This window comes from Anaerobacillus alkaliphilus (genome assembly GCF_004116265.1).
Classification (GTDB): Bacteria; Bacillota; Bacilli; order Bacillales; family Anaerobacillaceae; genus Anaerobacillus; species Anaerobacillus alkaliphilus.
The window spans coordinates 1-19,656 of sequence record NZ_QOUX01000046.1 but is presented as its reverse complement, the minus strand read 5'-3'; the positions used below and the strand labels follow the sequence as shown (position 1 = coordinate 19,656).

19 protein-coding genes and 1 pseudogene are annotated in these 19,656 nt (G+C 36.9%); 18 read left to right on the top strand and 2 right to left on the bottom strand.

Annotation, left to right across the window (positions count from 1 at the left end):
* The 3 genes from DS745_RS15350 to DS745_RS15340 all read left to right on the top strand — a co-directional run bounded on the left by DS745_RS15350 (position 1) and on the right by DS745_RS15340 (position 3,318).
* Complete coding sequence (locus DS745_RS15350) at positions 1-1,368, top strand: ABC transporter permease (RefSeq protein ID WP_129079125.1); 1,368 nt, start codon at positions 1-3, stop codon at positions 1,366-1,368.
* Positions 1,369-1,528: 160 nt separating this feature from the next.
* On the top strand, positions 1,529-2,521 hold the full coding sequence (locus DS745_RS15345) for an LLM class flavin-dependent oxidoreductase (protein WP_129079124.1): 993 nt from the start codon (positions 1,529-1,531) through the stop codon (positions 2,519-2,521).
* 80 nt (positions 2,522-2,601) lie between these two features.
* Positions 2,602-3,318 carry a metallophosphoesterase family protein gene (locus DS745_RS15340; protein ID WP_129079123.1) on the top strand — a complete coding sequence of 239 codons (717 nt, stop codon included), beginning with the start codon at positions 2,602-2,604 and terminating at the stop codon, positions 3,316-3,318.
* Between the two features lie 53 nt (positions 3,319-3,371).
* Here the strand turns inward: DS745_RS15340 and DS745_RS15335 are convergent, their stop codons facing one another.
* A complete protein-coding gene (locus tag DS745_RS15335) occupies positions 3,372-3,959 on the bottom strand; it encodes a spore coat protein (protein WP_161568279.1) in 588 nt (195 codons plus the stop codon).
* Positions 3,960-4,132: 173 nt separating this feature from the next.
* On the opposite strand from DS745_RS15335, the gene DS745_RS15330 reads away from it, so the two are divergent.
* Both DS745_RS15330 and DS745_RS15325 read left to right on the top strand, forming a co-directional pair.
* A complete protein-coding gene (locus DS745_RS15330; protein ID WP_129079121.1) occupies positions 4,133-4,606 on the top strand; it encodes a hypothetical protein in 474 nt (157 codons plus the stop codon).
* A gap of 126 nt (positions 4,607-4,732) precedes the next feature.
* Positions 4,733-5,703, top strand: a pseudogene (locus DS745_RS15325) (bile acid:sodium symporter family protein).
* A gap of 81 nt (positions 5,704-5,784) precedes the next feature.
* On the opposite strand, the gene DS745_RS15320 reads toward DS745_RS15325, so the two are convergent.
* Positions 5,785-6,846, bottom strand: a complete 1,062-nt coding sequence (locus DS745_RS15320; protein WP_129079120.1) for an AbrB family transcriptional regulator — start codon at positions 6,844-6,846, stop codon at positions 5,785-5,787.
* A gap of 270 nt (positions 6,847-7,116) precedes the next feature.
* Between DS745_RS15320 and DS745_RS15315 the strand changes: the two genes are divergently transcribed.
* From DS745_RS15315 to DS745_RS15255, 13 genes are all read left to right on the top strand, one after another.
* Positions 7,117-8,505: a TldD/PmbA family protein gene (locus tag DS745_RS15315; RefSeq protein WP_129079119.1), complete on the top strand. Its 1,389-nt coding sequence runs from the start codon at positions 7,117-7,119 to the stop codon at positions 8,503-8,505.
* A 3-nt stretch (positions 8,506-8,508) separates the two neighbouring features.
* Entirely contained in the window at positions 8,509-9,861 is a 1,353-nt protein-coding gene (locus DS745_RS15310) for a TldD/PmbA family protein (protein WP_129079118.1), read from the top strand.
* 279 nt (positions 9,862-10,140) lie between these two features.
* Positions 10,141-10,584, top strand: a complete 444-nt coding sequence (locus tag DS745_RS15305) for a MarR family winged helix-turn-helix transcriptional regulator (RefSeq protein WP_129079117.1) — start codon at positions 10,141-10,143, stop codon at positions 10,582-10,584.
* A 247-nt stretch (positions 10,585-10,831) separates the two neighbouring features.
* The gene (locus tag DS745_RS15300; protein ID WP_129079116.1) at positions 10,832-11,782 is read left to right on the top strand and encodes an ABC transporter permease; all 951 of its coding nucleotides are present in this window, start codon (positions 10,832-10,834) and stop codon (positions 11,780-11,782) included.
* Entirely contained in the window at positions 11,775-12,719 is a 945-nt protein-coding gene (locus DS745_RS15295) for an iron chelate uptake ABC transporter family permease subunit (protein ID WP_129079115.1), read from the top strand. The genes DS745_RS15300 and DS745_RS15295 overlap by 8 nt, the downstream gene beginning before the upstream one ends.
* Positions 12,719-13,477, top strand: coding sequence for an iron ABC transporter ATP-binding protein (locus DS745_RS15290; RefSeq protein ID WP_129079114.1), 759 nt, complete (start codon positions 12,719-12,721; stop codon positions 13,475-13,477). Before DS745_RS15295 ends, DS745_RS15290 begins: the two co-directional genes overlap by 1 nt.
* Positions 13,478-13,691: 214 nt before the next feature.
* Positions 13,692-14,684, top strand: a complete 993-nt coding sequence (locus DS745_RS15285; protein ID WP_129079113.1) for a siderophore ABC transporter substrate-binding protein — start codon at positions 13,692-13,694, stop codon at positions 14,682-14,684.
* 144 nt (positions 14,685-14,828) lie between these two features.
* Positions 14,829-15,185, top strand: a complete 357-nt coding sequence (locus DS745_RS15280) for a YisL family protein (protein ID WP_129079112.1) — start codon at positions 14,829-14,831, stop codon at positions 15,183-15,185.
* Between the two features lie 68 nt (positions 15,186-15,253).
* Positions 15,254-16,162 (top strand): TIGR01777 family oxidoreductase, encoded by a 909-nt coding sequence (locus DS745_RS15275; RefSeq protein ID WP_129079111.1) that lies wholly within the window; start codon positions 15,254-15,256, stop codon positions 16,160-16,162.
* 93 nt (positions 16,163-16,255) lie between these two features.
* Positions 16,256-16,768 carry an ankyrin repeat domain-containing protein gene (locus tag DS745_RS15270; protein WP_129079110.1) on the top strand — a complete coding sequence of 171 codons (513 nt, stop codon included), beginning with the start codon at positions 16,256-16,258 and terminating at the stop codon, positions 16,766-16,768.
* Positions 16,769-16,994: 226 nt separating this feature from the next.
* Positions 16,995-17,336 (top strand): thioredoxin family protein, encoded by a 342-nt coding sequence (locus tag DS745_RS15265; RefSeq protein ID WP_129079109.1) that lies wholly within the window; start codon positions 16,995-16,997, stop codon positions 17,334-17,336.
* 35 nt (positions 17,337-17,371) lie between these two features.
* Positions 17,372-18,232, top strand: coding sequence for a gamma-glutamylcyclotransferase family protein (locus DS745_RS15260; protein ID WP_129079108.1), 861 nt, complete (start codon positions 17,372-17,374; stop codon positions 18,230-18,232).
* Between the two features lie 48 nt (positions 18,233-18,280).
* A complete protein-coding gene (locus DS745_RS15255) occupies positions 18,281-19,279 on the top strand; it encodes a glycosyltransferase (RefSeq protein WP_129079107.1) in 999 nt (332 codons plus the stop codon).
* Positions 19,280-19,656: the final 377 nt, after the last annotated feature.

The following is a 19,656-nucleotide window of genomic DNA, read 5'->3' as shown; positions in this document are numbered from 1 at the left end:
ATGCCATTTTTTGCGATTGTTAAAAAGGATCTAAAGATCTTATTAGGAGACCCTGGTGCCCTTGTTGTCCTGTTTTTGTTACCGATTATGTTTATTAGTGTGATGAGCTTTGCTCTTATGCCTGTGTATAAAGGGAATAATAGTAATATTGAAATAATAGTTGTAAATGAGGACGATAGTTTAAAATCGAAGGAATTTTTGACTGAATTAGCTTATATTGAAGGATTGGACATTACAACGACGATAGATAACGAGATAAATTTTGATGCTCATACAGCCCAACAGCTAGTTCAGGACGGAAAATATCCAATGGCGATTGTTGTACCAAGTGATTTTGGTCGTAACATAACAACAAATCAGGTATTTAACTTAGTTAGTATTAAAGATCCCGCTCAGCAAACAACTGTGGAAATACTAGAAAAAGCAATTGAAGGTGTTGTCAGAGGCTTCTCAGTAAAGAATAAAGTTGATCAAATGGTAGAACAACAACTAGAGTCTATAAATCAAACGATTCACTCAGAAATGCAAAAAATTGAAGCGGTCTATACGAATGAAATCGATCAACTTATGGCATCGCTTAATTCTATGGCATTGAGTGGACTTCCTGTTGATGTACCAGCAACTGCACCTGTTACACCTCAGTTTGACGGTATTGATATTGATACGTTAAAAGTCAATTTGGCTAAAGAAGCAAAGGAAACATTGGACAATCCTACGATTGGTATTCATTCACTAACAACAGACGGAAAAAAGACGCTACAACCAGATCCATTTCAGCAGAGTGTTCCAGCCTATACAGTCATGTTTGCTTTTTTTATCGTCACGTTTGCTGGGCGTTCCTTCTTAGTTGAAAAAAATGAAGGGACTTTTCAGAGAATTTTATCTAGTCCTATAACTGGCTGGTCGTTTATTTTAGGAAAGTGGATTCCAAATTATCTCGTCGGCTTGGCTCAAGTTGTGGTCATGTTTTCGATCGGACATTTTATTTTCGGGATGTCACTAGGAAACTCTTTGTTGGGTCTTTTGTTAATTAGTTTTGCTTTAGTGTGGGCTAGTTCATCACTAGGGATGATGATCGCATCGCTAGTAAAAACAGAGGCTCAAATTTCGGGTTGGTCAGTGATGGCCATTTTAACTCTTGCAGCTCTTGGTGGAACGATGGTCCCGTTATTTATTATGCCAGAATTTATGCAAAAACTGGCATTGATCACCCCACATGCCTGGGCACTCATGGGCTATCAAGATATACTCGTCCGAGGCCTACATGCAACTGATGTGCTCCTTCATGTTCTAGTATTGTTCTGTTTTGGCTTGTTTTTTATTGCTATTTCAATTTGGAGATTTACGCATCATATTTTACAAACATAGATAGCAATACTAGGCAAAGGGAAGTTGCCCTTTGTCTATTTTGTATAAGCCGCATTACTAGCTACAATTAGCACCATTGTGTAAGATAAGTCTCGTAGAACTAAACTAAGTCCGTTGGACATAAGTCTACATTTTACTCATAAAAAAGGTAGGTGGTACTATGGGAAAAACGCTAAAAAATATCAAATTTTCCGTGCTTGACTTAGCACCTATTCCTGAAGGGAGTAACGCTACACAGGCTTTTCAACATAGTTTAGATTTAGCGCAACATGTAGAAAAATGGGGCTTTCATCGATATTGGGTAGCTGAGCATCACAGTATGCCTGGGATTGCCAGTTCAGCAACTGCAGTCTTAATTGGTTTTCTAGCAGCAGGAACAACTACATTAAAAATTGGTTCAGGTGGAATTATGCTACCCAACCACGCCCCTTTACTAATTGCAGAGCAATTTGGTACGTTAAATGCTATGTACCCGGGAAGGGTTGATCTTGGCTTAGGCAGAGCGCCGGGAAGTGATCAACTTACTGCAAAAGCCCTCCGACGGGACATGCAAAGTGGAGATGATTTTCCACAACTTCTTGAAGAATTACGATCCTATTTTTCTGAAGCAGAAAAACCTGTACGTGCAATTCCTGGAGAAGGTCAGGATATTCCTATTTATTTACTAGGATCTAGCGGATTTAGTGCAAGGTTGGCAGGTCAACTAGGATTACCTTTTGCTTTTGCTAGCCATTTCTCCCCAGAGAATACTTTGCCGGCTTTGAAGCTATATCGTGAAACCTTTCAACCTTCTGACGTTCTCGAAAAACCATATGTGATGGTGGGCATGAATGTTACAGCAGCAGAAGATGATGCTAAAGCACAGTGGTTGGCCACTTCCCAACAACAGGCGTTTTTAAGTTTAATTAGAAGAACGCCAAGTCAATTAAAACCGCCAGTAGAGTCGATGAATTCAATTTGGAATTCCTATGAAAAAATGATTGTTGAACAGCAATTACAGACTGCTGCGATAGGAAGCCAAGACACGGTAAGGCAAAAACTACAATCATTTCTAGAAGTGACCGATGCAGATGAATTTATTTTGAATACACATGTCTTTGACCATAACGAAAGACTTCGTTCATATGAAATAGTGAGTCAGCTTAACCAATAGAACTATCTAAATATGACAGAGAAAGTGCTGCATGATGGTGCTTCATTTTCAAATACTTTTATAAGAGGTGACCTATCTATATGAAATATGCATTTATTTCAGATATTCATGGTAATGCAGTAGCTCTAGAAGCAGTTTTAGAACATATAAAAAAACAAGAAGTAGATAAGATTATTGTCTTAGGTGACATATGTTATCGCGGACCTGAACCAAAGAAATCACTTGAATTAGTCCGTTCATTACAGACGGAGGTAGTTAAAGGAAATGCAGATGAGTGGATTGTTCGAGGAGTAAAAAGTGGAGAAGTACCTGAAGATGTCTTGGAGTTGATGAACAAAGAACGCGCTTGGGCATTTACCCAATTAGAACCAAGTGACACAGACTATCTCCAAGGTTTACCTCACTCAATACAGTTAGATTTAGAAAAAGTTAAAGTAAGTGTCTTTCATGCTACTCCAGATAGCTTATTTGATATTATTCTCCCAAACGAGGAAGATGAAATCATTGAAAAAAGCTTAATGACCACTGAAGCGCAAGTTTATATTTACGGTCACATTCATGTTCCGTATATTCGATTTTTAAAAGGGAAAATCGTTATAAATACTGGTAGTGTTGGTTTGCCCTTTGATGGCCTTTCTAAAGCATCGTATGCTATTGTTGAGTGTAATGCGGGGAATATCAAAACCTCGATTGAACGAGTAACTTATGATAAGGAACGCGTAATTGAACTTTATAAAGAAGTAGGTTATCCAAATGCAGAGATGATGAGCAATATCATTTATCATGGCAAAAGATAACGATAAAAATTATGGTAGGACAAATAGTTTGCCCTACCATTAGTTAGTTCGTATTATTGGATGTTATTTATCCCGTAATTATTCATCATAGTTGGTTGCATATTAGTTACTGGTTGGAACATTCCTGTCATTTGTGATACTTGAGTTTGGCTAAATGTCGGAGGTTGGTAGTAACCGTTGTGGTTCATCCAAGTCCAAATTTCATAGGACATTTCCTGGCACATATTAGCGCAATTTACATGATACATTCGAAGTTGTGGATCAACACATTCGTTTGCCCATTGCATCCCCATCATCGAACCTGACTTATGAGTACATAAAGCTAATGTAGCAATAGTTTGATCGGAAAGAGATTGAGTATTGGCGCTAGGCGCAGACATTGTTGTTTGGTTTTGTATACCCATCGTAATTTGATGTGCGTTAAAATTAGGGGCTTGATGTGTTACTTCAACACCTTTTCCTGTCATCATGTTTATACCTTGTTGATATAAATTCATCATTTGGTGTTGATGTTTTGTTAAGATGTTTTTTAACGTCTGATCATTACATTGGTTTACGAAAACACCGTGTTGCTCAATTTCTGCTGCTTTGGTGCGTAATGCTTCTGATGTTTCTAAAAGTTCGTGTGCTGCAAAATTCATGTTATACCTACCTCCATGAGTACTGTTTACGGGAAAAATCCCAAGGATATTTTTCATCAAATTTTCTAATTACATACCACTTTTTTTATGGGAATAATCAAGAAGCATAGAAACTTATTTTTGGTGCAACTTATATAGTAGGTGACATAAACCAACTTATCCTTGGAGGTATAATGATGAAACCAAAAGATCATCAGGAAAAACAGCGAGAATTAGAGCAAGCGTTTCAACAAAATCAATCAAATGCAAATACGATAAAAAATAACCAAGAAAAAATAATGAGCCAGTCAGATCTAGTCGAGATGAGTGGAATGTTATTTGAGACTGAAGTGAAAACATCACCAACAATAGGGATGGGTGCACAACCAGCTACATTCCAGCCTAACCAATCGAATCAACAAAACATGTCAAATCAACAAAATCAATCAATGCAAATGCCCATTGAACTACAGCAAGCGCAACAAGCTGTACATTCAGCTCAACTAACGTTACTAAATGAAACTCAACAACTTGAACAAGCACTTTACCAGCTTCACAAAGCTCAGGACAAAGTAAAACAGTGTCAATTTCAGGTGCAGCAAGCTCAAAAACAGGTTCAAATGGCACAAAATACGGCATCAACATATTTAAATAACATGTACCATTAATATTTTTTCATTAATACTGGTATATCATATACCAGTATTTTTTGTTTTTGTACCCGAAATAGTTTTCATTACATCAAATTTCTTATATGATGATAGAAACTATAAAAAAAGAGGTATAGAAAAGAGATGTTAGCGAAATTTAACCGTTTGTTAGAAAAATTGATGCCGTTGATTACACCCACAAGTGTTTTGGTAGGTATTGTTCTCTTTGCTATGCTAGCTCCTCTTACGTATTTAGTTCCATGGATTTTTGCCTTTATGACTTTTTCAGGAAGTTTAAATTCAAACTTTTCAGACCTTAAACGAGTCATCCTTCATCCAAAACGTATATTAATCTGTTTAGCCATTCTCCACCTAATCATGCCATTACTTGCGCTCGGGACTGGAAATCTACTTTTCTCCGGAGATAGTTATACGATCACAGGTATCGTGTTGGCGTTTGTAATCCCAACTGGAATTATGAGTTTGATTTGGGTTTCCATTTATAAGGGGAATATTGCGTTAACATTGTCTATTATTCTAGTAAATACGATGCTATCGCCCTTATTAATTACCTATAGTTTAAAATTACTGGTTGGGTCAAACGTAGAGATTGATCAATGGGGAATGATGAGTGGATTGTTTTGGATGATCGTTCTCCCGTCATTACTAGGAATGGTCTTAAATCAGTTGACAAAAGGGAAGGTTAAAACAACGGTGAGTCCAAAACTAGCCCCTATTACAAAGATTTGTTTAGGTATAGTTGTTGCGATTAATAGTGCGGCTGTGGCTCCCTTTTTAGCAGACGTAAGTTGGAAGTTAGTTGGTATAATTATAACTGTTACGTTGCTAGCTTTTGTAGGCTTGTCATCGGCGGCTTGACTGCCAAATATATCTTCAGATGGGGGTATGAAGACATTGTCGCACTTACCTTCAATAGCGGGATGAGAAATATTAGTGCTGGTGCAGTAGTTGCCATTACATTTTTTCCAGCACCAGTGGCAATCCCGGTAATTTCTTGCATGCTTATTCAGCAGTTGTTAGCGTCTTTATTTGGGCAGCTACTCAAAAGATATTCGAGTGAGTCGGTGGAGTTGAAAAGAGTAAAAATAGGTTAGTAGTATACTAATAAAAATTTTAAAGTCAGTTTTATCATTAAAGGCTTAAGATCTTGTATTGGATCATTAAGCCTTTATTTGTTATGCCGCTTCCCTTTGAACATCCTTCCTAAAATACCATTTTAAAAAGCTAGGAACGAATATGATAATGACTAGAATACGAATGAGCTGAAGGGCACTGACGACAGCGGGATCACCACCGACTGAAGAGGCCGTTAAAACCATCTCAATAAGACCTCCTGGAGCAATACTTAAAATAGCTGTAGCTAAATCTAATGTTGTGAGGGCAGAAAGTAGGATGCCTAACCCAAATGAAACTGTAATGATCGCTAGAGAAACGCCAAAATACACAACACAATACTTTCCGCCTAGTTTTAAATCCTCAAATGAAATATTTTTCCCTAATCCAATTCCGACGGCAACTTGTGCCGAAAGCAAAATAAATGGTGGAATAGTGGCCAAGTCGATCGGGCTAATGTTCATAGCAGCAGTGACCGCTAGAGGTGCAACAACAATTCCAGCTGGTATACGATTACGAACGAGGACACCGACAATGATCGGAATTACATACCATAAGTATCCAAAGCCTTCAAATTGGATAGCTTCTGAACCAAATATGCTAGTTGATTGCCTTTCACCTCCACTGAAGAAATACATAATCATCGCAGGTACCGTAAACAAAACGGTAAGTAAACGAACGGTCTGAAAAATGACCACATATGACGTTTTAGCATTTAACGCTTCACTAGCGAGAACCATCTCAGATAAGCCGCCTGGAATTGAACCGAACACACTCGTAATTTTATCTACTTGGATCCATTTTGTTACGATCGTAGCGATTAGAATACTTGCAAAAATCAACACACAAGTCATGAAAATATAAGGAAGCACATAAGGTCCGATTGTTAGAAATGTTTGGGTCGTAAAATATAATCCAAAGTAGATACCGAGAATTAAAAAGCCACCTTGTTTAACTGGATTTGGCCAATAGGCTTGCCTCTTTGTAAGACCTTGCCAAAGTAAGATAAAAGTTAACGCCCCTAATACCCATGGGAGTGGAAAGTTGATTAATGTAAAGACATATCCCCCTAAATAACCAACCAACGTTGATTCAAGTAAGCGGAGAAATTGAACATTCTTCATATAAAAGGCCCCTTTACGTGCGATTACTTTTCGTAATACGAAATATTATACAGTAGGTTTAGGAAGATTTGAAATGTTTTTATGCTCGTTTCAAAAATATTATTTTTGTAGTCTAAATAGTTTAATTTATCTGTCTTTTCGTATATTCTAAAAAGAGAGCTAGTCTCATAGTTTAAAATAGGTGTCCATTCAGCGTGGAAAATTACTAAAAAATGTCCACGAATGGTGCCAGGCACCTAGAAAAAAGAACGAATACAAGGAGGGAAAGCAATGCTTCAACAATCATTGATTGAAGATTTAATTACGGCTGCTTTAAGTACAGGTGGCGATTTTGCGGAAATATTCGTTGAGGATAAGTTTAATACGAATATTGCCTTAGTAGGTGGGAAAATAGAAACTAGTATTTCAGGAAGAGATTATGGCATTGGAATTCGTATTTTTCAAGGGCTAAATAGTGTCTATGCTTATACTAATGAGCATGACAGAGATAAACTGATCGCAGTTGCTCTTGAAGCAGCTCAAGCGATTAAAGGGAGTCCAATCAATCTAACGCTCAATTTAACGAGACAAGCGATAACAAATCAACACCCTATTATACATACGCCAAGGGAAGTACCAAAAAGTAAGAAAGTAGATGTGATGAGGGAAGTTTACGATATTGCTAAGGATTATCATGAATTAATCTCTCAAGTATCTGTAGGGTATAAGGATGAGCAGCAACGAGTGTTGATTGCCAACTCTGAAGGACGGTTCGTGGAGGATGAACGAATTAGAACACGACTTGCGATTCAGTCAGTCGCATCAAGAGGGAATGAGATGCAAACCGGATCCTACTTGCCTGGTGCACATAAAGGATTTGAGCTGCTAGAAACAATGAATCTTCATCACTATGCTACAGAAGCATCAAGAATTGCTGTTACCATGCTTAACGCTGAGGAATGCCCAAGCGGTAAGTTCCCAGTCATTATTGATAATGAATTTGGAGGCGTTATTTTTCACGAAGCTTGTGGACACGGCTTAGAAGCTACATCTGTTGCCAAGAAAAATTCAGTGTTTGCTGATCAAGTGGGTGAGCAGGTTGCCCCAGAGATCGTCTCTTACATAGACGATGGTACACTAGCAAACGAATGGGGTTCAGCTAATGTTGATGATGAAGGAGAAGCAACAAGGAAAAATGTCCTTATTGAAAATGGAATTTTGAAAGGTTACTTGATTGATAAATTAGGTGCAAGACGTATGGGGTCAGAATCGACAGGGTCTAGTCGAAGAGAGTCTTATAAGTATGCACCAACCTCAAGAATGACCAATACGTTTATCGCACCGGGGAAATCAACTCCAGAAGAAATTATTGCAAATACTGAGTTTGGTATATACGCCAAGTACATGGGCGGTGGCTCGGTCAATCCCGCTACTGGAGATTACAACTTCGCAATTAACGAAGGGTACATTGTTCGAAATGGTAAGATCGCTGAACCAGTTCGTGGGGCAACTCTAATTGGGAATGGGCCTAAGACGTTACAGAAGGTCGATATGGTTGGAGATAACTTAGCACATGGTCAGGGAATGTGTGGTTCTGTGAGTGGTTCAATCCCTGCCAATGTTGGTCAACCAATGATCCGTGTTAGCGAAATTACTGTCGGCGGACGAAAGGGGAAATAAGTGATGGATCTACTTATATTTAAAGAAAGTCTTTTTGCAAAAGGCGAAGAGTTCGGATTTTCAGATATGGAATTGTATTATCAAAGCAATGGAAAATTTAGTACAAAAGTGTTTAAAGGCGAAATTGATAGCTATAATCTTGCTGTTGAAGGTGGCGTTTCTTTTCGAGGCATATTTAATGGTCAAATGGGTTACAGCTATACCGAAAAAATTGATGAGGGTGCGATTCTTTTTTTACTAGAAGAAGCTAAAGAAAACGTAACTATCATTGATAGCGAAGAATCTGAGGTTATCTTTGGCGGTTCTGAACAATACGAAGACATAAACTTATATTCAAAAGAGCTAGCCTCTGTATCTACAGAAGAAAAAATAGATCTTTTAAAACAAATCGAAGCGGAATGCTTTGCGTTAAGTGATAAAGTGGCAAGTGTCAATTATTGTTTACTAGAGTCGCATGACACGGAGAAGCTGATAGCCAATACAAAAGGGCTAGAAAAGTATGAAAAAGGTAATGTGATTTACACATATATTTCTGTGGTTGTAAAAGACAAGGAAGACATAAAAACGGCTGGTAAGTTAATCTTAACCAGGGATTTTTCGACGATTGAGCCAGTTACCTTAGCAAAGGAGATCGTAACAGAGGCTCTTAGTACATTAGGTGCAACCTCGATAGCTAGTAAAGAATATCCAGTTATATTAAAAAACACTGCAGCAGCATCTATGCTACAGGTTTTTACACAAGCCTTTTCAGCTGACAACGTTCACAAAGGTAAATCTAGATTAGCAAATAAGCTTGATACAGTTATAGCTAATCCACTTGTGACTATTATCGATGATCCATTTTTGAAAGAGGGTTTTATGAGTCGTTCTTTCGATAGTGAAGGTGTTGCCACTCAACGCTTACAGATTGTTGAAAATGGTGTCCTAAAGACGTACCTTCATAACTTGAAAACAGCAACAAAAGATAACGTTCAGTCTACTGGTCATGCCACAAAGTCTTCTTATAAAGGGACAATCATGGTTGCCCCGTCCAATATGTTTATTAAGCCAGGTGAGCTAAGCTACGAAGATTTACTTGAACGAGAAGAGGAAGCGCTTATTATTACAGATGTTCAAGGGCTCCACTCAGGTGCTAACTCTATTTCAGGGGATTTTTCTCTAGCTGCTAACGGTTATTTAGTTAAAGGTGGGAAAATTGAACGGCCTGTAAACCAAATTACGATCGCGGGTAATTTCTTTACAATGCTTGAACAAGTGGAGGCAATTGCAAGTGATTTAGAATTTGGTTTTCCGATGGGTGGTTATGTCGGTTCTCCTTCACTAAAAATTAAAGGGTTAGCTGTAGCAGGCGAATAAAAAAGAATGAGTTTAGAGAAAGCACATCACGAAATGAAACTTCTGATGTGCTTTTTTAAGTCAACAAAGGGTGTTGGTGTCTGTTCACCTCTAGACAGGTCGAGAGAGCATAGAAAAAATAGCAACTTAAGTATGTGATTAAACCGAGTACTACTTGATATAAGAGTATGATTACGGTACCATTATTAGTATATTGAGGCTTTTCAGAAAGTAGATGTTCTGAGAAACTGTGGAGTAGAAATCGTATGTTACTTTCTAGCGGAAGAATAGGAGAATAGGATGGATTACCGAAATTATAAATTAGCAGAATCAATCGGATTTCAAATTGTCGACGCGGGGCGATTAGTGATTAACCGTTTAAATTCAAATTTTAAAGATAATGGCTATCCGGTTACACATGAACAATGGTCAATTTTAATAAGGCTATGGGAAGAAGATGGTTTAACGCAGAATAAACTTGCTACTCTTACTGGTAAAGATCAACCAAGTGTCTCCCGACTAATTAATAATTTAGAAAAAAATGATTTAGTGATGAGAGTCGAACATCCTGTCGACAAACGGACAAATCTTATATTCTTAACTGCTAAAGGGAAGAAACTACAGATTGGACTAATTGAGCAAGCTCAAAAAACAATTGAACAGATTTCACATGGAGTTGATAAGGATGAACTCGAGCAATTTCTCCGTGTGTTAAAGCAAATTACACAAAACTTAAGTACATAAAAAAGAGCACTTGTATCGTATACAAGTGCTCTTTTTGCATCTGAAAAGTAATTGTCTGCACAAGTAATGCGTAAAAAGTGTGGATATAATTCAACAATCTAGACATTATTTAGAGAAAAATATACTTGTTCATGCAATTATTTTTATAATTGTTATTGACAATCATTATCACTTAGATATAATGATAATTGTAAACGATAACCATTCTCAATTGTTTTATCAACAATATTCAAGCAGGGAGTTCGTAATGAAAAAACGGTATTTGTTCATTAGTTTAATCATTTTATCTTGTATCTCGCTTTTTATTGGGGTAGGGTCGTTAAATCCCTCAGACCTTTTTCGTCTAACTGAAGACCAATTACAGTTACTATTTGTAAGTAGGTTTCCTCGATTAATAAGCATTATTATTGCGGGTGTAAGCTTAAGCATTTGTGGACTTATTATGCAGCAGTTAACAAGAAATAAGTTTGTTTCACCTACGACGGCAGGTACTATGGATTCTGCTAGATTAGGAGTTTTAGTAGCATTACTACTATTCGCATCAGCAAGTCCGTTCCAGAAGATGCTAGTAGCTTTTGTTTTTGCCTTAGCAGGAACCTTTATTTTCATGAAAATATTAGACAAAATAAAATTTAAAGATGCGATCTTTATTCCATTAGTTGGTATTATGTTTGGAAATATCATTGGCTCAATTACAACATTCTTTGCTTATCGATATGATCTCATTCAAAATATGTCGTCATGGATGCAAGGTAACTTTTCGTTAATTATTCGTGGTAGATATGAATTACTTTACATAAGTATACCGCTCGTTATACTCGCATATCTTTATGCGAATCGATTTACGGTAGCAGGTATGGGAGAAGAGTTTTCAGTTAACTTAGGACTTAATTATCGTGCAGTCGTGAATCTTGGTTTAATTATTGTTGCCCTAGTAGCTTCAGTGGTTTTACTGACAGTCGGAATGATCCCGTTTTTAGGGTTAATTATTCCGAATATTGTTAGTATCTATAATGGCGATAATCTGAAAAAGAACCTTTCTCATACAGCACTTTTAGGGGCAGTGTTTGTTCTTTTATGTGATATATTAGGACGTCTTATTATCTACCCTTATGAAATTCCAATTGGTTTAACAGTAGGAGTTTTAGGAAGTGGAATTTTCCTTTACCTACTATTGAGGAGAAGGGCTTATGAATAAAAAGACAAAAATTAGCCTACTAGCAGTTATGGCCATAGCTCTGATCTTACTATTCATATTTTTAAACATAGGAAACAACTGGGGCTACATAGTTCCAAGAAGAGGAATGAAGATCCTAGCGATCGTTATTACTGGAGCAGCTATTGCCTTTTCCACAGTCGTGTTTCAGACGATTACCAATAACCGGATCTTAACACCAAGTATTATTGGTCTAGATTCTCTTTATCTATTACTACAAACCTTTATCGTTTTTGTATTTGGTTCTACTAGTTTCATTGTCATGAACAAAAATATGAATTTTCTCTTGTCAGTAAGTTTAATGATCATCTTTGCAGGGGTGTTTTATAAAATTCTCTTTAAAAAAGAAGGTCGTAACATTTATTTCCTATTATTAATTGGATTAATTGTTGGTACGTTTTTCCAAAGTATCTCAACCTTTATGCAAGTACTAATTGATCCAAATGAATTTATGATTGTTCAAGATCGTATGTTTGCCAGCTTTAACAATGTTAATACGGATATCATAACATTGGCTATTATTCTTCTACTAGCAACAACTTTATATTTCCTTAGATTTATGAAGTACTTAGATGTCTTGTCATTAGGGAGAGATGAAGCTGTAAACTTAGGCGTCGATTATGACTATGTAGTTAAACGTTTATTGGTGGTCATAGCTATTTTAGTATCGGTTGCAACTGCATTGGTAGGCCCGATTACGTTCTTAGGTTTATTAGTTGCTAACGTAGCTTATGAGTTTATGAAAACCTATCAACATAAATATCTTTTTCTAGGTTCAATCTTAATAGCCATTGTAGCCCTTGTTGGGGGGCAACTATTAGTTGAACGAGTGTTTACGTTCTCAACAACGATCAGTGTCATTATTGATTTTGTAGGTGGAGTATACTTTATCTACCTGTTATTAAGGGGGAATAAATAATGGTAGAAGTAAAGAAACTGTTTAAGAAATACGGTCAAAAAAACGTCGTCGAGGATGTTACGGTCAAAATAAAAAAAGGGACGATTACTTCATTTATTGGCCCTAACGGAGCAGGGAAGAGTACAGTTATTTCGATGATTAGTAGGTTAATTCAAAGAGATAGCGGCGAAATATTTATTGAGGGAAAAGAAATAAGTCAGTCAAAAAGTAGAGACCTAGCAAAAAAGATTTCCATACTAAAGCAATCAAACAATATTAATCTACGTTTGACGATTAGAGAACTAGTTTCGTTTGGACGGTTTCCATACTCCCAAGGAAATCTAACAAAAGAAGATTGGAAGCACGTTGATGAGGCAATTCGTTATATGGAGCTTGAAGAAATGCAACATAAGTTTCTTGATCAGCTGAGTGGTGGTCAAAGGCAAAGAGCTTATATCGCTATGGTTATAGCTCAAGATACTGAGTATGTCCTCTTAGATGAGCCTTTAAATAACCTCGACATGAAGCACTCTGTTCAAATTATGCAAGTGTTGCGAAAGCTTGTTGATGAACTAGGAAAGACTGTTGTTATTGTAATTCATGATATTAACTTTGCATCTTGTTATTCAGATTATATTGTTGCTTTGAAAGATGGGAAGGTTGTTCGTGAAGGGACTACACCAGAGATTATTAATACAGAAGTATTAAAAGAAATATATGACATGGATATTCAAATTGAATCTATTAATCAAAATAAAATCTGTGTGTACTTTACATAGATTTCTACGGGCAGTGAGACTCATAGTCTAAAAGCTTCTCATTGCCCCATTGTTTCAATGTTTGTACTGTAAAAAGCGCTACTAGACGCTGCAAATTAAACTTCGTTTCCCCCTAAAAAATGAAGTAATCATGCGCAGCCTTGTAATAGAAATCCATTTTTCAGTACAACCATTTAAATAATTTAAATGAAAAATTTAATGAGGTGAAGAGAATATGAAAAAAATATTTTTTACATTAGTTGCTTTTCTTTTAGTAATTACGATAGCTGCTTGCGGTACTAAAGATGCAACATCTGGAACGACTACAGTAGAGCCTACTGAACCTGTAACAGAATCAACAGTTGAAGTTGAAGCACAAGAAGAAGTAGAAACAGAAGTTACTGTAAAACACCAATTAGGTGAAACTGTTGTACCAAAAAATCCTGAAAAAGTAGTTGTGTTTGACTTTGGTGTACTCGATTCGTTAGACAAAATCGGTGTTGAGGTTTTTGGTTTACCACAAGCGAACATCCCACCATACTTATCTAAATTTGCTGATGCAAAATACGTAAACACTGGAAGCTTGAAAGAACCTGATTTTGAAGCAATTGCTAATGAAGGTGCTAATTTAATCATCATCTCTGGTAGACAACAAGAGTTATATCCTGAGTTTTCAAAACTTGCTCCAACAGTGTACATGGCAGTAGATAACGCAAATTATATGGAATCGTTTAAAAACAATATGACAATCTTAGGTCAAATTTTTGATAGAGAAGATGTCATTGAAGCAGAGTTAGCTCAAATTGATGCTTCAATTGCTGAACTAAATCAAAAAGCTAGTTCGGTTGAAAATGTACTAATCGTTTTAGCTAATGAAGGTAACATTAGTGCTTATGGTCCTGGTTCAAGATTTGGTATCCTTCATGGTTTATTTGGATTTACTCCAGTGGATGATACGATTGAAGTTTCTACACACGGTATGAATATTTCTTATGAATATCTACTTGAAAAAGATCCTGAGTATTTATTTGTTGTAGATCGTGGGGCAGTAGTGGCGGGTGGCGAGTCAGCTGCTAAGCAAACGATTGAGAATGAGTTAACCGAAAAAACTAGAGCTTATCAAGATGGAAAGATTGTTTATTTAGATCCTAACTATTGGTACCTATCTGGTGGTGGTCTAGTTTCAGTAAGTGAAATGATCAGAGAAATTTCTGAAGGTGTAAAATAACAGTTCTTTTTGAAAAACACGTACCATCATCGGTACGTGTTTTTCTTTTTGGACATGTTTTAACTTTAAAAGACAAATATTTTGGAAATATGTTCTTTTCAAGGTATAATAGGTAAGTCACAATAATTTTTTGGAGGTTTACATATGCCGTATATTGCTTTATATCATCCACACGCGTATTTTTGGATGCTTTTGGTCCTATTGTTTTTTGTTTCGTTCTTCCTTTATCGAGCGAATATAGCAAAAGGTGCAAAAATCACTCATATGGTTTTAAGGCTTCTTTATGTAATTATGATTGGTACTGGAGTTGGAATGCTAGTTATGATCGGCTTCCCACTTACTCACATCATCAAGGGAGTTCTTGCCATAGCGTTAATTTACTTTATGGAAATGATTCTTGTTAGAACAAAAAAAGGTACATTAAAACCTCACTTCTGGTTTTACTGTCTAGGAGCACTTGCGTTAGTACTGTTACTTGGTTACCGGATCATTAGCTTCTAAAATAAAAAGCAGGACATGCATTTTTCATGTTCTGCTTTTTTAAATAGTATAAGAAAGGGTGACTTTACATGAGTAAAAAAGTGGTGTTAGCCGGCGGTTCAGGGTTTTTAGGTGCCTCTCTTGCTGATTACTTAGATGCAAAAGGTTATGAAGTCGTTATTTTAACTAGAGGTTCAGCAAAAGTTAACGGCAATATTACGTATCTACAATGGGACGGGGAAAGTTTAGGTGAATGGGCTCAAGAGATTGATGGTAGCTATGCTGTAGTGAATTTTACTGGGAAAAGCGTAAACTGCATCTATACCAAGAAAAATAGAGAAGAAATTATCTCTTCAAGAATTCAGTCAGTAAAAGTATTGATAGAAGCGATTGAACAAAGTCAACAGCCTCCTCAGGCGTTTGTTCAGGCAGGCTCATTGGCGATATTTGGCGACACTCAGGACCTGTGTGATGAAAAATCTCCAATTGGAACCGGGTTCTCAGTAGATGTCTGTAAGCTTTGGGAAGAGGAGTTCTTTAAAGATGATTTACATACTACACGCCAAGTACTCCTTCGAATTGGGTTTGCCTTAGGCAAAGATGGTGGTGCACTTGAACCGTTGAAAAAACTAGTTTCATTGAATTTAGGTGGAACTGTAGGTTCAGGAAAACAATATATTAGTTGGCTTCATATCGATGATTTAAATCAAATGTTTCTAACTGCGATAGAAAATGAGAGTTATTCAGGCATATATAATGCGACGGGTCCAACGCCTGTAACAAATAAGGAATTTATGAGTACATTACGTAAAGTCATGGGCAAAGGCTGGACACCTCCAGCACCGTCACCTTTTGTTTGGTTAGGAGCCTATTTATTTTTACAAACGGAACCTAGTTTAGCATTAACAGGGAGAAACTGTATTCCAAAGAAATTAGAAGAAAGCGGTTTTAACTTTCAATACACGAACTTAGAGATAGCGTTAAAAGATTTAGTTTAGTGAAGGTAAAAGTCCTTCACTTTTTTAGGAAAAAAGGAAATTGATGGATAAACTCGAATATTACTAGAAGTAATAATAGTGGAGGTATAGTTCATGAATGGATTCATTAATTCTCTTTTTCAAGCTGCAAAACTAAATAATGTTTCAGAAATAAAAAAGCTGTTAGAGTTACAACCATCTTTAGTGAACACCGAAAATAATGATGGTTTAACGCCATTAGGCTTTGCGGCTCACTATGGCAACAGAGAGGCAGTTCAATTACTCATCGACCGCGGTGCTGAGATAAATGCCGTTTCGCATTCAAAGATCGCCTATATTCCTTCGAATACAGCCTTACATGCTGCGATTGCTGGAGAACGAAAGATTGAAGTTATTAAACTATTACTGGATAACGGAGCGCAAACAACCATCTTTGATAGTAACGGTCACACTTGCTTACACAGCGCTGCTTATCATGATAACAACCTTGAACTTATCAATTTATTATTAGATTACGAGGCAAAACCTGATCTAATCGTTCAGGGTGGCAAAACTCCTTTTGAACTTGCTGTTGAAAAAGGAAACACTCTTGTGGCAGAGCGTTTACAGAATGTAGTCAGGAATTAGCCGGGTAAAACAAGTAAACTAGCTGCTTTGTTAGAGAATTAGAAGAAGCTCAACTACATTGAAGTTGAGCTTTTTACTTTGGTTGCGATTAGATCATGTGTATTCCGAGGGAATTCCGAAAACCGTTGCTACTACTACATTTTGAACTGCTTTCACTAATCAGTATGATAAATTTCCATCATAATTCTACTTTCGTTATAATGGTAGGTAGAGGAGTGGTAAAGAAATGGTAGAAGTAACAGAAAAAATGGTTGAATGGCATTTGTTAAATAAGAAACAAAATATAAAAATTTATTTTTGTTATACTCCGTTATGCGGAACATGTAAATTAGCAAAAAAGATGATTGAGAGTTGGAATGAAGTAAATCAAGATACAACGATTTACTCGATAAATCTTAACATAAACCGGAAGCTTGCGATGGATTGGAAAATTAAAAGTGTGCCATATATTGCGGTTTTTGTAAACGGGATGAAAGCCCATGAATTTTATGCTTTCCATTCAATCGAAAATATTCACCGCCAGCTTGCTCCGTTTGTCAGGCATGCTGGGATCATAGATGAAGGATAAAGTGGTTACGATGAAAAGGGGGGAACCCGATAGACATGAAGAAACATCGTGTTTTTGTTTATGGAACTTTACGACAACATGAAGTAAATCATTCATTACTAAAACAGGCTATGTGTCTTGCGAGACAGGCGTGGACAAATGGGATATTGTATGACACAACTTACGGCTATCCGGCAATGGTTACCGACAAAGAGGAACGGGTGTATGGAGAGGTTTATGAGATATCAGAAGACCAACTGAGAAGGCTTGATGAGTTAGAAGGGTATACTGGCAATCCAAAAGAAGATCTTTATGACCGTGTCATTCAAACGATCCATACCGATCATGGTCGTTTTGATGCGTATGTATATATATTTGACGATACTAAGGCTGCTCATTTAAACAGAATAGATTTCGGAGATTGGAAGTGCCATCAATACATCCAACAAGATCAACACCTCTATTTTGCCTACGGCTCTTGTATGGATGACGAGAGGTTTCGTAAAGCTAATGTAGACCATCTCTTTACGAGAATTAGGGGCTGTGGCATCGCTAAGAATTACAGACTCGCTTATGCGCGGCGTTCCAATGATGGTAGTAGAGCAGACATGGTAGAAGCGGAACAATGGGTTGAAGGTAAGGTGTATGAAATAACCAAAGATGCATTAGACTATTTATTTTTCCGTGAGGGAGTTTATAGCGGTATTTATCGACCTGCCTTTCTTGACGTTGAAATTGCTGGTAAAAAACATGAAAATGTCTTGACATTTTTAGTCATCGACAAAGTAGAAGAACTAGCACCACCAGAGCATTATGCACTAGAGATATTGAGAGGCTCAAAGGATTTTGTAAGTGACGAATATTATCAAAAACTTGTAAATGATTTGAAGGAGAAATTCAATTTAAAAATCAAGTAAATTTACATCAATGTGCGAATGAAAGACTAATTGTAAAAGGTGGATATAATGAAAAAAGTAGGCTTAGTCATGAGGAAAATTCAATTTGCTGAAGCACAAGGACCGCGTGTTTTTGCAGAGAGATTGAAAGAAATAAGTAAAGATTTTGGTGTTGAGATTGTTTTTATATCTCCTGAGCGACATGTTAGTGGTTATGACTGGCTCCCAGGGTATGAACATGAAAAAGGCGATCTTGTAAATTATGATATCGTGTTGGATAAAATTTATTCTCAAAAGATTGACCATGTCATCTATACAGTTTCTGGATTTACATATTTGAAAATGTTTCTTAAAAATAGTGTGTTATTCCCACATAGCTTCCCCGATCCAGCCTTGACAGGGTATGAGATGATGAAGCCATTCTATCAGATTGTCGATAAGGCTGTTGTTTCAACAGAATTTCTTAAACAAGAATTAAATACGAAGTTCGGTGTCACCGATGTAAATGTAATTCCTATTGGCTTCGATGAGATTTTAGCAGAAAAGCATTTTGATCCCAATCAAGTAATTGAAAATAGAGTTCTTTGGATTGGGAGAGATGAAGAAAATAGACGTCCTGATATTGTCTTAGAATATGCTAGGCAAAATCCTGATAAAGAAGTGTTTATGGTGTTTGGCGGTGAGCGGTACAAGGAAAGTATGAAAAAGTATCATATACCTGACAATGTGAAGCTAAGGTTTGCCTTATCTCAGAACGAAATCTTTCAGCTTATGAATTCTGCAAAAGTTTATTGGAATAGCTCTAAATTTGATACATTTTCAATGCCCCTAACAGAAGCACTGGCAATGGGGAAAATTGTTGTTAAGCCTGAACATCCTTGTTATAACCATATTAGTTGCAGTCATACATTTTCGGGTAATGAGAAAAATTGGTTCGAATTAGTAAATATGGCGGTAGGGTCCTCTACGAAGGTCTCCTTAGAGAACAGACAGTATGCACTTGAGAGTTTTTCAAGTTCAGTGATGAAGAAAGGATATAGAGCTTTCTTTGATCAATGGTTAAAGTAAACATTGGAGAGGCTGACTCAAAAGATCATTGAGAAATGACTTTCGAGGCTCAGCCTCTTTCTTATATAAAACTTAATGTGGACACCGTATAAATGTTTATAAAGGAATTACATAGCCCTAAATGGAACGAGTTTACAGGGGAGACTCTCTTACGTTCCCTTTTGAAACAATTTCTCGCTTCAAATGTCACGTGAGGCGGTCTTGCGTTCCCTTTTGAAACTTCCTCTGCCATCAAATGTCACGTGAGGCAGTCTTGCGTTCCCTTTTGAAACTTCCTCTGCCATCAAATGTCACGTGAGGCAGTCTTGCGTTCCCTTTTGAAACTTCCTCTGCCATCAAATGTCACGTGAGGCAGTCTTACGTTCCCTTTTGAAACT

Excerpts from the sequence above, each read along its gene's own strand:
- DS745_RS15335 (WP_161568279.1), bottom strand. The coding sequence starts at position 3,959 with ATGAATTTTGCAGCACACGAACTTTTAGAAACATCAGAAGCATTACGC.
- DS745_RS15255 (WP_129079107.1), top strand. The coding sequence starts at position 18,281 with ATGAAAAAAGTAGGCTTAGTCATGAGGAAAATTCAATTTGCTGAAGCA.
- DS745_RS15290 (WP_129079114.1), top strand. The coding sequence starts at position 12,719 with ATGGTAGAAGTAAAGAAACTGTTTAAGAAATACGGTCAAAAAAACGTC.
- DS745_RS15260 (WP_129079108.1), top strand. The coding sequence starts at position 17,372 with ATGAAGAAACATCGTGTTTTTGTTTATGGAACTTTACGACAACATGAA.
- DS745_RS15320 (WP_129079120.1), bottom strand. The coding sequence starts at position 6,846 with ATGAAGAATGTTCAATTTCTCCGCTTACTTGAATCAACGTTGGTTGGT.
- DS745_RS15275 (WP_129079111.1), top strand. The coding sequence starts at position 15,254 with ATGAGTAAAAAAGTGGTGTTAGCCGGCGGTTCAGGGTTTTTAGGTGCC.
- DS745_RS15315 (WP_129079119.1), top strand. The coding sequence starts at position 7,117 with ATGCTTCAACAATCATTGATTGAAGATTTAATTACGGCTGCTTTAAGT.
- DS745_RS15295 (WP_129079115.1), top strand. The coding sequence starts at position 11,775 with ATGAATAAAAAGACAAAAATTAGCCTACTAGCAGTTATGGCCATAGCT.
- DS745_RS15270 (WP_129079110.1), top strand. The coding sequence starts at position 16,256 with ATGAATGGATTCATTAATTCTCTTTTTCAAGCTGCAAAACTAAATAAT.
- DS745_RS15345 (WP_129079124.1), top strand. The coding sequence starts at position 1,529 with ATGGGAAAAACGCTAAAAAATATCAAATTTTCCGTGCTTGACTTAGCA.
- DS745_RS15280 (WP_129079112.1), top strand. The coding sequence starts at position 14,829 with ATGCCGTATATTGCTTTATATCATCCACACGCGTATTTTTGGATGCTT.
- DS745_RS15340 (WP_129079123.1), top strand. The coding sequence starts at position 2,602 with ATGAAATATGCATTTATTTCAGATATTCATGGTAATGCAGTAGCTCTA.
- DS745_RS15310 (WP_129079118.1), top strand. The coding sequence starts at position 8,509 with ATGGATCTACTTATATTTAAAGAAAGTCTTTTTGCAAAAGGCGAAGAG.
- DS745_RS15350 (WP_129079125.1), top strand. The coding sequence starts at position 1 with ATGCCATTTTTTGCGATTGTTAAAAAGGATCTAAAGATCTTATTAGGA.
- DS745_RS15285 (WP_129079113.1), top strand. The coding sequence starts at position 13,692 with ATGAAAAAAATATTTTTTACATTAGTTGCTTTTCTTTTAGTAATTACG.
- DS745_RS15265 (WP_129079109.1), top strand. The coding sequence starts at position 16,995 with ATGGTAGAAGTAACAGAAAAAATGGTTGAATGGCATTTGTTAAATAAG.
- DS745_RS15330 (WP_129079121.1), top strand. The coding sequence starts at position 4,133 with ATGATGAAACCAAAAGATCATCAGGAAAAACAGCGAGAATTAGAGCAA.
- DS745_RS15305 (WP_129079117.1), top strand. The coding sequence starts at position 10,141 with ATGGATTACCGAAATTATAAATTAGCAGAATCAATCGGATTTCAAATT.
- DS745_RS15300 (WP_129079116.1), top strand. The coding sequence starts at position 10,832 with ATGAAAAAACGGTATTTGTTCATTAGTTTAATCATTTTATCTTGTATC.